The sequence below is a fragment of the Flintibacter sp. SJQ-8 genome (genome assembly GCF_054108085.1).
In genome coordinates, this window is the sequence record NZ_JBPJWR010000007.1 from 112,013 (window position 1) to 123,387 (window position 11,375).

Annotated in this window: 11 protein-coding genes; 1 reads left to right on the forward strand and 10 read right to left on the reverse strand. The window is 64.0% G+C overall.

Translation table 11 applies throughout. The annotated features are described in order from the left end of the window. Positions 1-26: 26 nt before the first annotated feature. Positions 27-872, reverse strand: coding sequence for a DMT family transporter (locus ACSAMP_RS04705; RefSeq protein WP_441795744.1), 846 nt, complete (start codon positions 870-872; stop codon positions 27-29). 375 nt (positions 873-1,247) lie between these two features. Next, positions 1,248-1,892, reverse strand: coding sequence for a hypothetical protein (locus tag ACSAMP_RS04710; RefSeq protein WP_457799700.1), 645 nt, complete (start codon positions 1,890-1,892; stop codon positions 1,248-1,250). 203 nt (positions 1,893-2,095) lie between these two features. Between ACSAMP_RS04710 and ACSAMP_RS04715 the strand changes: the two genes are divergently transcribed. Beyond that, positions 2,096-3,529, forward strand: coding sequence for a sodium-dependent transporter (locus tag ACSAMP_RS04715; protein ID WP_457799701.1), 1,434 nt, complete (start codon positions 2,096-2,098; stop codon positions 3,527-3,529). A gap of 62 nt (positions 3,530-3,591) precedes the next feature. Here ACSAMP_RS04715 and recN read toward each other — a convergent pair whose 3' ends face one another. The 8 genes from recN to xseA form a co-directional block, all read right to left on the reverse strand. Continuing rightward, complete coding sequence (gene recN / locus ACSAMP_RS04720; RefSeq protein ID WP_441795741.1) at positions 3,592-5,280, reverse strand: DNA repair protein RecN; 1,689 nt, start codon at positions 5,278-5,280, stop codon at positions 3,592-3,594. 33 nt (positions 5,281-5,313) lie between these two features. Then, positions 5,314-5,766, reverse strand: coding sequence for an arginine repressor (locus ACSAMP_RS04725; protein WP_457799702.1), 453 nt, complete (start codon positions 5,764-5,766; stop codon positions 5,314-5,316). Next, the gene (locus ACSAMP_RS04730) at positions 5,763-6,635 is read right to left on the reverse strand and encodes an NAD(+)/NADH kinase (protein WP_457799703.1); all 873 of its coding nucleotides are present in this window, start codon (positions 6,633-6,635) and stop codon (positions 5,763-5,765) included. The genes ACSAMP_RS04725 and ACSAMP_RS04730 overlap by 4 nt, the downstream gene beginning before the upstream one ends. Further along, entirely contained in the window at positions 6,632-7,441 is an 810-nt protein-coding gene (locus ACSAMP_RS04735; protein ID WP_457799704.1) for a TlyA family RNA methyltransferase, read from the reverse strand. The genes ACSAMP_RS04730 and ACSAMP_RS04735 overlap by 4 nt, the downstream gene beginning before the upstream one ends. After that, complete coding sequence (gene dxs, locus ACSAMP_RS04740; RefSeq protein ID WP_457799705.1) at positions 7,434-9,284, reverse strand: 1-deoxy-D-xylulose-5-phosphate synthase; 1,851 nt, start codon at positions 9,282-9,284, stop codon at positions 7,434-7,436. Before dxs ends, ACSAMP_RS04735 begins: the two co-directional genes overlap by 8 nt. A gap of 45 nt (positions 9,285-9,329) precedes the next feature. After that, positions 9,330-10,208, reverse strand: coding sequence for a polyprenyl synthetase family protein (locus ACSAMP_RS04745; protein WP_457799706.1), 879 nt, complete (start codon positions 10,206-10,208; stop codon positions 9,330-9,332). Further along, positions 10,205-10,447, reverse strand: a complete 243-nt coding sequence (locus ACSAMP_RS04750; protein ID WP_441795735.1) for an exodeoxyribonuclease VII small subunit — start codon at positions 10,445-10,447, stop codon at positions 10,205-10,207. The genes ACSAMP_RS04745 and ACSAMP_RS04750 overlap by 4 nt, the downstream gene beginning before the upstream one ends. A 2-nt stretch (positions 10,448-10,449) precedes the next feature. Beyond that, positions 10,450-11,375, reverse strand: a 926-nt coding sequence (xseA, locus tag ACSAMP_RS04755; protein WP_457799707.1) for an exodeoxyribonuclease VII large subunit, incomplete at its 5' end; no start/stop codon positions are given.

Genomic DNA, 11,375 nt, shown 5'->3' on the forward strand with positions numbered 1-11,375 from the left:
CTCCTTATCTCAATGTGTGTGGATTTTCAACTTTTTTCTTCGGCTGGCTTCTTCGCCAGCAGCACGTTATAGCCAACCACGCCGAAAACGACGATGGCGGCGCCGATCAGGGCAAAGCGCCCCATTGTCTCCCCATAGAACAGGGCCACCAGAATGGGGTTGAGTACCGGCTCGATGCCGGAGACCAGGCTGGCCGTCACCGGCGGGGTGGTTTTCAGGCCGATGGTCAGCAGGATATAGGCAAAGGCCACCTGGAACACGCCCAGGACCACGACGCTGACCAGGGCCGTGGTGGGAAACTCCGTCTCTTTCAATAGGAAGGGCAGCCCGGTGAGAGCGGACAGCACATCCCCCCAGAACACCGAGGAGATGGGGTCGCTGTCGGGCAGCTCGTTCATCAGGAACACCCCGGCGTAAGTCGCACCGGAGATGAGGGCGACAACGTTGCCCAGTCCCCCGCCCATGGTCAGGCTGTCCAAGAAAAAGAAGATCACGCCCCCAAAGACCAGGGCGCAGGCAGCCAGATCCAGTGCCCCCGGTTTTTTGCGGAAGACGAAGATGCTGAACAGGATGACGAAGATGGGAGCGGTGAATTGCAGCACGATGGCGTTGGCCGCTGTGGTCATCTTGTTGGCCATAGCAAAGAGCGCATTGGTCAGGAAGATAAACATGGTGCCCAGGGCCACCCACCGGTTCATCCGCAGGGGGTGACGGATGACCGCCAGATAGATGGCCAGTACGATCAAAGCGATGCCGGTGCGGGCCCCGTTGATGGACAGGCCGCTCCAGGGGATCACCTTCATGCACAGTCCGCCGATGCTGTAGAGCACCGCAGCCAGGAAAATACATATGGTTCCCGTGTGCCGCTGCATGGGACACGCCTCCTTTTCAAACGAAAAACGCCCTCTGTCCGGCAAAATCGGACAGAGGGCGTGAAAACGCGGTACCACCTCTGGTCGCCTGGCCCCTCGCAGGGCAGAGCCTTTTGGAGTGCTTGACTCCGGCGCGGTAACGGGCGCGGCCCGGCCTGTCCCCTACTGCGCATCCATAAGCGGTTCGGGCGGCTGCTCCAAGGGGTATTCACCGCGGGCTCCTCTCCTCCGTTGCACCAGACCGAAGGCTCTCTGCGCAGGCTGCCCGCCGCTACTGTTCCTTTTCGTCGCAGTATGCAGTATTTAGATTTATAGCACAGTTTGGATGCGTTGTCAATACACAGTTCGCGGGATTTTTGTCCCGTCAATACAAGCTCAATCCACCCGGCTGCCGCCCCACTCCACCAGGGTGAAGCCCTCCCGAGTTGGGGCAGTGAGGGGCTGCGCCTCGATCTCTACGGGAGCGTCCAGTGGCTTCCAGGCCATGAATACCCGCAGCACCGTGTCCGGCTCCGGGGTGACGGTGAGCCGGGCGTGGTCGGTGTAGGCATCGGTCTGGAAGGCGATCAGGTTATAGGGGTTCTCCTCCAGCTGGGGCAGCCAGAAGACGATAAATTCGTTGGCCTCCCGCCGGGTGAGGCCCAGCCGGGCCAGGGCATCCTCTAAAAAGGCGGCGGAATCCGCCCCGGCCACGCAGAAGCCCCGGGAGAAGTCGTACTCATTCCGGTCCTCCCCCTCCCAATAGAGATAGTTGTAGCTCTGTCCGGCTCCATCGGTGAGGGTCCCATCAGGCCGGGCCGTCACGGACCAGCCGCCCGTGTACTTGGGATAGGTGCAGGTCAGACGTCCGTCATAGTCCAGCGTCACGTCTACGTTGGTCTCCTCCCTGGGGTAGAGGTAGATCACCGGTTTTGCGGAGGTCTGAGCGAGACAGCCATCCTCCTGAAGATAAAAGTATACCCCGGCGCAGACGCACACAGCCAGAACAGCCAGGATCGCCAGGAGCACGTTTCGTTTCATATCCTTCCCTCCAATTTTTCTGGATACCTAATTTTACAACAGGCGCTCCCCTCTGGCAAGAAAAATCTTCCCTCCGACCGCAGAGAATGTACAGAAACGATAAAAAACGCCTATTTTTCCTTGACGAAATTATAGTCATTCTGGTAACATAACATGTATTGAAAAAGACGGCTGTATGCCGGAGAAGAAATTAGGAGGAAAAAATGGAACATCAACATCAACACCATCGCGGCCAATGGGGGAGCAATTTCGGCTTTCTGATGGCCACGGTGGGAGCCGCCGTGGGGCTGGGCAATATCTGGGCTTTTCCGTATAAAATGGGGGCCAGCGGCGGGTTTCCCTTTCTGCTGGTCTATGTGATCCTGGCCGCCCTCATCGGCTTTCCCATCATGCTCTCAGAGCTGGCCATTGGCCGCAAGGTGGGCCGCAGCGTTATCGTCAGCTATCAGCGCCTGGGGGGCGGCGTGGGGACCTTTATCGGCTGGCTGGCCATGCTCTCCCCCTTCCTGATCCTCAGCTTTTACACGGTGCTGGGCGGCTACTGCATGGAATATGCGGCGCTGAACTTAGGGGAGCTGCTGGGGCTGTCCCAGCTGTCGCACCTGTCCGGTGCGGAGTCCTTTCACAACATGCTCACCGACCAGCCCATGGCTCTGCTGTTCACGTTCCTGTTCATCGCCATCTGCTTTTTGATCATCCGCGGCGGCATCAAAGACGGCATCGAGCGCTTCAATAAAGTGGGTATGCCCGCCCTGTTTGTTATGCTGGTCATCGTCATCATCCGGGCGCTGACCCTGCCCGGGGCGATCGACGGACTGAAATTTATGTTTGCCCCCAACTTCACGATGTTCAAGGAGGATTTTCTCGGGGTGCTCTCCGCTGCGGGCGGGCAGATGTTCTTCTCTCTGTCCCTGGCCATGGGCATCACCGTCACCTATGGCTCCTATCTCAGCAAGCAGGAGAACCTGGTGAAAAACTCCGCCCTCATTATCATCTCTGACACCTTGGTGGCCATTCTGGCCGGTATGGCGGTGCTGCCCGCCGCCTTCGCTCTGGGCGGTTCCGGGGCGGAACTGGCCGGACCCAAGCTGCTGTTCATCACCCTTCAGGACGTGTTCAACGCCATGGGCACTGCCGGTCCCCTGTTCGGGGTGCTGTTCTATCTGCTGGTCTCTCTGGCGGCCATCACCTCCGCCATCGCCCTCACCGAGGTCATGGTCACCTTCTTCCTGGACCACGCCGCCCTGAAGGGCCACAAGCCCAACCGCAGCCGCATTGTGGGCCTGGTCTGCCTGGCCGTCATGGCCGTGAGCACCCTGGTCGCGGTGGACGGCCTGGGGTCCAACGGACTGTGGGTCCCCTTCCATCAGACGGGACGGAACCTGGCCGCCTCCTGGCTGGACTTTATGGACTTCATTTCCGAGGGCGTGGCCATGCCCCTGGGCGCTTTGATCATGACCCTGCTGGTGGGTTGGAAGATCGGCCCCGGCACCATCCGGGACGAGGTGATGGAGCGGGACAATCCCTTCTCCCCCCGGCTCTACCGGTTCTATATCTTCGCCATCCGGGTCATCGCCCCCATTGGCATGGCCTTTATCCTGTATGGCCAACTGGCCCAGTTCTTCACCGTGGCCTAACATCAAGACAGAAAATGCCGTGTACCGGAAAAACTTCGGTACACGGCATTTTTGTCGCTTATTTATTTTAAATTGGCCCGGTATTTTTCAGCCCGGCTCAGCAGCTCGGCGGCGCTCTGGCGCAGGGCATCGGTGAGGGCGCTGCCCGCCATCAGCCGGGACAGCTCCTGCTCCCGGCCCGGGCGGTCCAGACGGGCCACGTGGGTATAGGTCCGCCCGCCCCGTTCCCCCTTCTCCACGGAGAAATGGGTGTCGGCCATGGCGGCGATCTGGGGCAGATGGGTGACGCACAGCACCTGCTTGCGCCGGGCCACCTGGGCCATTTTCTCGGCGATCTTCTGGGCGGCCCGGCCTGACACGCCGGTGTCCACCTCGTCAAAGACCAGACTGCCGATGCCGTCGTCCTCCGCCAGCACGTTTTTCAGGGCCAGCATGATGCGGGCCAGCTCGCCGCCGGAGGCGATCTTGTGGATGGGCTTGAGGGCCTCGCCCACGTTGGCGGACATGAGGAACTGGGCCTGCTCCAGGCCCCCCGCCTCCATGCCGTCCTCCCCCTGGCTGGGGCTGAACTCGGTCTCGAACTGTACCTTGGGCATGTCCAGCTGGCGCAGCTCGTCCTGGACCCGGGCCTGGAGGGCCTTGGCGGCCTTTTTCCGGGCCGCGCTCAGCTTTTGGCCCCGTTCCAGAGCGGCCTTTTTCGCCTTCGCCAGGTCTTTTTCCAGGCGGGCGATGGCGTCGTCGGCAAACTCGATCTGGTCCAGCTCCCGGCGGCAGCGCTCCAGATAGTCCAGCATCTCGGCCACGGTGGAGCCATATTTCTTTTTCAGGCGATAGATCACGTCCAGGCGGCTCTCCAACTGGTCCAGCTCATCGGGGGAGAACTCCATCTCCCGGGTCTGATCCCGCAGCAGCTCCGCCGCGTCGTCGGCGGCAGAACGCAGGCTGGACAGCTGCTCGGCCAGCTCCTCCAGACTTGGGTCATAGCGGACGATGCTCCGCAGGGCCCCCTCCGCCTGGGCGATGAGGTCGCAGGCCCCGGAGCTGTCCTCCCCGCCGGACAGGGCCATCAGGCCCTCCTGAAGGCCGTCCATCAACTTGCCGGAGCTTTGGAGCAGGCGGCGGCGGGCAGATAACTCCTCATCCTCCCCTGGCGTCAGCTCAGCCCGTTCCAGCTCCCGGATCTGAAATTGCAGGGTGTCCACCCGGCGGGAGCGCTCCGCGTCGTCCATTTTCAGCCCGGCGATCTCCTTTCGGATGCGGCTGACCTGGGCAAAGGCGGCCTGATAGTCCTCCAGCAGGGGCAGGGTGCGGCCAAAGCGGTCCAGATAGGCCAGGTGGCAGGCGGGGTCCAGCAGCTGCTGGCCGTCGTGCTGGCCGTGTATGTCCAGCAGGCAGCGGCCCAGCTCCCGCATCTGGGCCACGGTGATGGGCCGTCCGTTCAGGCGGCAGGCGTTGCGCCCGTCCCCCTGGATCTCCCGCTGGAGCAGCAGCTCCTCCCCCTGGTCCACGCCGTTGTCGGCCAGCCAGGCCAGGGGCGGCAGACCGGTGAACACCGCCGTGACCAGGGCGGACTTGGCCCCGGTGCGGATGAGCTCCCGGCTGGTCCGCTGGCCCAGCACGGCGCTGATGGCGTCGATGACGATGGACTTGCCCGCCCCCGTCTCGCCGGTGAGGACGTTCAGCCCGCTGTCAAAGCGGATGTCCGCCGACTCGATGATGGCGATATTTTCAATGTGCAACAAGGAAAGCATGGGGTGTTACGTCCCTCCTTCTGGAACCGGGGGTCAGGTGAGCAGCTTGTGGACCTCGCTGCTGAACTTTTGGGCGGCGCTGTTGTCCCGCATGATGAGGATGCCCGTGTCATCCCCCGCCAGACTGCCCACCATGCCGGGGATGTCCATCCCGTCCAGAGCGGAGCAGGCGGCGGAGGCCAGTCCGGGCATGGTGCGCACCACCACGATGTTCTGGGCCACGTCCACCGACGTGACGCCCTCCTTAAAAATATTCCGCAGCCGGGTGTCCGTCCCGGCGGAGCTTTTCCGGTCTGTGGCCGCATAGCGGTACTTCCCCTGGCCGGTAAGCTCCTTCACCAGGCGCAGCTCCTTGATGTCCCGGGACACTGTGGCCTGAGTAGCTGTAAAGCCTTTTGCCTTTAGTGCAGAGAGCAGCTGCTCCTGGGTCTCCACCTCTGTGGACTGGACGATGTTCAAGATCTCCGCCTGGCGGGCATTTTTCATTGGGCTGCGCCTCCTAACTTCTGATTGACTAGCTGATAGAAATTCCGGTGGGTCAGCTGCACCAGCTGGGTAGAGTGGCGGGACCGCTTCACCTCCACCCGGTCTCCGCCGTTCAAGCGGATGGCCTTTCCTCCGTCAACTGACAAGTATAAACACTTGCGTGCCGTCTTGGGCAGGGCGATGGTCACCACGCGGTCCATGGACAGCACCATGGCCCGGGCGGTGAGCCGGTGGGCGCACACGGGAGTGACGATGATGGCCTGAGAGGTGGGCTCTACGATGGGTCCCCCCGCCGCCATGGAATAGGCGGTGGACCCGGTGGGGGTGGCCACGATGACTCCGTCCCCCGTCACCGAGGTGACCAGGGTCCGGTCCGCCAGCACATCCAGCTCCACCACCCGGGCGATGGAGCCCTTAGAGATCACCGCATCGTTCAGAGCCAGATCCTCGCTCATCAGCTTCTCCCCCCGGAACACCCGCACGTCCAGCATCATCCGCTGCTCGGTGGTATAGCGGCCCTGGGCCAGACTGGCCAGCTGGTTCAGCTCCGTGCGCTCCAGCTCGGCCATAAAGCCCACGCTGCCCATATTCACGCCCAGGATGGGCACGCCGTGAAGGGTGGCGTCCCGGGCGGCGTGGAGCAGGGTCCCGTCCCCGCCGAAGCAGATGAGCAGGTCGGCGGTGGGCAGCTCCCGGGCCAGCACACTCAGGTTGGCGTGGCGGGGCACCTCCACCCGGTCCCCCTTCTTGGGGACAAAGGGCAGGCACAGGGCGGTCTTGGCCCCGGCCCGCTCTAAGATGCGCTGGGCCTCCAGGGCCGCTTTCAGACCCCGGTCCCGGTAGGGGTTGGAGCTGAGGACGATCTTCATCCCTCGGCCTCCTTCCAGGCGCTGTGGGACTGCTCTACCAGGGCGGCCAGATCCCCGGCGTAGGGCGGCACCTCCCGGGTGGTGAGATAGCCTAAGTATTCGATGTTCCCCTCAGGCCCCTTAATGGGTGAAAAGGTAATATCCTTTACACCAAAACCAGCGTTGGCGGCGTGGATCAAAAACTGCTCCAGCACCTCCAGATGGACCTGGGGGTCCCGGACCACGCCCTTTTTGCCCACCTTGTCCTTTCCCGCCTCGAACTGGGGCTTGACCAGGCAGACCCCCTCGCCCCCTTCGGCCATCAGGGGCCGCACGGCGGGCAGGATCAGGTTCAGGGAAATAAAAGACACGTCCACTGAGAAGAAGTTCAGGGGCTGGGGGATCTGCTCAGCGGTGAGATAGCGGGCGTTGGTCCGTTCCATGCACACCACCTGGGGGTGGGTGCGCAGCCGCCAGTCCAGCTGGTTATAGCCCACATCCACGGCGTAGACCTTCTCCGCCCCGTTTTGCAGCATGCAGTCGGTAAAGCCCCCGGTGGAGGCCCCGATGTCGGCGCAGATAAAGCCCTTCAGGGTGATGGGCCACAGCTGCATGGCCTTCTCCAGCTTCAGGCCACCCCGGCTGACATAGCGCAGGGTCTTCCCCCGCACCTCGATGGCGGCGTCCTCCGTCACCGGGGCCCCCGCCTTATCTACTTTCTGGCCGTTGACATAGACCTGTCCGGCCATGATGATGGCCTGGGCCTTTTGGCGGCTCTCCGCCAGGCCCTGCTCCACCATGGCCACGTCCAAGCGTTTTTTAGCCATGCTTGCGCACCTCCTCCAGCGCCGCGCGGAAAATCCCGGCGCTGTCCAGTCCCAGCTCCTGCTTCAGGCAGCTGAGCGCTCCGTGGGTCACGAATTTGTCGCCGCTGGTGCGGCAGAGGACCTTGGCCCTCAAACCGGCCTCCGCCACGGCGGCGGCCAGCCGCTCCCCCACGCTGCTGTGGGCGGCACTGTCCTCAACGGTCAACAAAACTTTTGTTTTCTTTACCGATTCCAATACCAGCTCCGGGTCCAGAGGGGTGATGACATTCAATTTCACCACTTCCGCCTGGACGCCCTCTGCGGCCAGAAGCTCGGCGGCCTCCAGCACGTCGTTGATCAGGATGCCATAGCTCACCAGGGTGATGTCACTCCCCTGGCGCAGCACGGCGGCGTGGCCGGGTCCGGCGTCGCCATGATAGGCCCCCTCGCCCCCTCGGGGGTAGCGGATGGCCACCGGGCCGTCCACATGGAGGACGGCCTGCTCCAGCATCCCAGCAAGCTCGGCATAGCTGGACGGCGCCAGCACCGTCATGCCGGGGACGCTGTCTAAAAAGGCCACGTCGAACACGCCGTGGTGGGTCTCGCCGTCCTCCCCCACCAGTCCGGCCCGGTCTACGCCCAGCACCACGTGGAGCTTGTCAATGGCCACGTCGTGGATGAGCATGTCATAGGAGCGCTGAAGGAAGCTGGAATAGACGGCGAACACGGGGATCGCGCCCTGCTTGGCCATTCCGGCGGCCATGGAGACGGCGCAGCCCTCGGCGATGCCCACGTCGAAGAAGCGCTCCGGGAAAGCGGCCTGGAACTGAGAAAGCCCCGTGCCGCTCATCATGGCGGCGGTGATGGCGCACACCCGCCGGTCCTGCTGGGCCAGCTGGGTGAGGGTGCGGCCAAAGACGGCGGAGAAGTTCTCCCCCGACTTCTTTTTGGACTTGCCTGTGGCCGGGTCGAAGGGGGACACGCCGTGAAAGGCGTCCGGGTTCTCCTCCGCCGGGGCATAGCCCTTGCCCTTCACCGTTTTCACGTGGAGCAGCACAGGCTCGTTCAGCTCCCGGGCATAGCGCAGGGCGCGGGTCAGTCCGGTCAGGTCGTGGCCGTTCACCGGCCCCACATAGTTAAAGCCCATGTTCTCGAACATACTGCACGGCAGCAGGCTCTGCTTCAAGGCCTGCTTTACCTTATGTGTAAAGCGGTATACCTTGCGGCCTATCTTGCCGGAATTCATCACCCGGCGGTAGTACCGCTTGAAGGTGAGATACTGGGGCTTCAGCCGCTGCCGGGCCAGGTGGTCGGCCACCGCCCCCACGTTTGTGGTGATGGACATGCCGTTGTCGTTCAAAATGACCAGCAGCTGCTGGCCGCATGCCCCGGCGTTGGACAGCCCCTCATAGGCCAGACCGCCGGTGAGGGCGCCGTCGCCAATGAGGGCCATGACCTTATAGTGCTCCCCCAAAGCCTGGCGCGCCCGGACCATGCCTAAAGCCACCGCCACGGAGTTGGAGGCGTGTCCGGCGATGAAGGCGTCGTGGACGCTCTCCACCGGCTTGGGAAAACCGGCGATGCCGCCATACTGCCGCAGGGTGGCCATGGCCTCCCGCCGCCCGGTGAGGATCTTGTGGCAGTAGCACTGGTGGCCCACGTCGAAGACCAGGCGGTCCTGCCGGGTGTCAAACACCCGGTGGATGGCCACCGTCAGCTCCACCGCGCCCAGGTTAGAGGCCAGATGGCCCCCCGTTTTGGACACGTCGTCCACCAGCTCCTGCCGCAGCTGGGCGCAAAGCTCCGTCCCCTCCCGGTCAGAGATCCCGGCCAGCAGCGGGCGATACTCTTCTGTCTCTTTCAATCTATCTTCCTCCCCCTATGGGGCTCTCTTTCGTCAGGTTCCCCGTTACTGCTTTCGGCCCGCCAGGGCGTGGGCCAGCCAGACCAGAAACTCCGGCTGGTCAAAGTCCGCCAGGGCGTCCGCCGCCTGCTGGCTCAGCTTCTCCACCAGCTGGGCACAGTTCTCCAGACCCAAGGCGTTGACAAAGGTGCTCTTCTCGTTGGCCCGGTCAGAGCCCACGGGCTTGCCCAGCTCCTGGTCGGAGCTGATGACGTCCAGCATGTCGTCCCGCACCTGGAAAGCCAGACCCAGGGCCTGGGCATACCGGTCCAGCTGCTTCAGCTGCTCCTGGGTGGCCCCGGCGGCGATGCCGCCCAGTTGGGTGGCCGCCGAGATGAGGGCCCCCGTCTTCAGGCTTTGCAGCAGCTCCAGCTCTCCCCGGCTGAGGGCGTGGCCCTCCCCGGCCATGTCCAGGGCCTGACCGCCCACCATCCCGGCGGGACCGGCGGCGGCGGACAGGGTGGCCACGGCGGAGACGATGCGCTCCGGGGGCAGTTCTGCCTTGGTCAGCTGGCCGAAGGCCGCCGTGAGCAGGCCGTCCCCCGCCAGAATGGCCGTGGCCTCGCCATACACCACGTGGTTGGTGGGGCGGCCCCGGCGCAAATCGTCGTCGTCCATGGCGGGCAGGTCGTCGTGGATGAGGGAATAGGTGTGGATCATCTCCACGCCGCAGGCGAAGGGCAGGGCGTCCTCCACCGCTCCGCCGCACATGCGGCAGGCCTCCAGCGTCAGCACAGGCCGGACCCGCTTGCCCCCGGCCAACAGGGAATACTCCATGGCCTCCTGCAAACAGGCGTAGCGGGTATCCTGGCGGAACAACTCCGCCAGGCGGTCCTCAATCAGGGCCCGGTCCTGGTTCAGGACGGTCTCAAAATTCTGGTTCATTGCGGCTCCTCCCCGGCGAAGGGCTGCTCCACGGGCTGGCCGTTCTCGTCCGCCGTGAGCAGACTTACCTTCTGCTCCGCCTGGTCCAACTGCTTGGTACACTCCCGCAGCAGCTTGGCCCCCTCCTCGAACAGGGTCATGGCCTGTTCCAGGGGGGCGTCCCCCTGCTCCAGCTGAGAGACGATCTCCTCCAGCCGGGTCATGGACGCTTCAAAATCCAACTTTTTTCTTGCAGCCATAGTCAAACCTCCTGTTCCGGTCCCTGGACCTGGTCTACGTGGCAGCGCAGGCTGCCGTCGGCCAGGCGGAGGGTCAGCTTCTCCCCCGCCCCGGTCTGTTTCACAGAGGAGAGCACCCGGCCCTCCCCGTCTCGGGCGATGGCATAGCCCCGGCCCAGCACCTTCATGGGGCTCATGGCGTCCAGGGCGGCGGCCAGACCGGCCAGCCGCTCTCGGTTCTGGGCCACGGTGCGCTCCAGCGCCTGATTTAAACGGCGGCTCTGATAGTCCAGCAGCAGCCGCTTGGTCTGAAAATAGGCCCCCGGCTGGGTCATGGCCCGGCTCTTGGCCAGGCGGTCCAGGCGGCGGCGGTATTGGGCCAGCCGGTGGTCTATCTCCCCCTCCAGCCGCTTTTCCAGACTGAGCAGGCGGCCATAGACCTCGTTCTGGTCGGGCACGGCCAGCTCGGCGGCGTTAGAGGGCGTGGCGGCCCGCAGGTCGGCCACATAGTCGGCGATGGTCACGTCGGGCTCGTGGCCCACGGCGGAGATCACCGGGATGCGGCAGCGATAGATGGCCCGGGCCACGATCTCCTCGTTAAAGGCCCACAGGTCCTCCATGGACCCGCCGCCCCGGCCCGTGATGATGAGGTCGGCGGCCTTCTCCCGGTCGCACCAGGCGATGGCGGCTGAGATCTCCTCCGCTGCCCCCTCCCCCTGAACCCGCACGGGCAGCACCCGCACCTGGGCCATGGGCCACCGGGCCTTTAAGATGCGCAGCATATCCCGCACCGCCGCGCCTACCGGCGAGGTGATCAGGGCGATGGTCTTCGGCATGGGCGGCAGGGGCTTTTTGTGCTCCGGGGCAAACAGGCCCTCCCCCGCCAGCTTTTCCTTCAACTGCTCAAAGGCCACGTGAAGGTCCCCCGCCCCCTCCGGGGTCAGGCGGC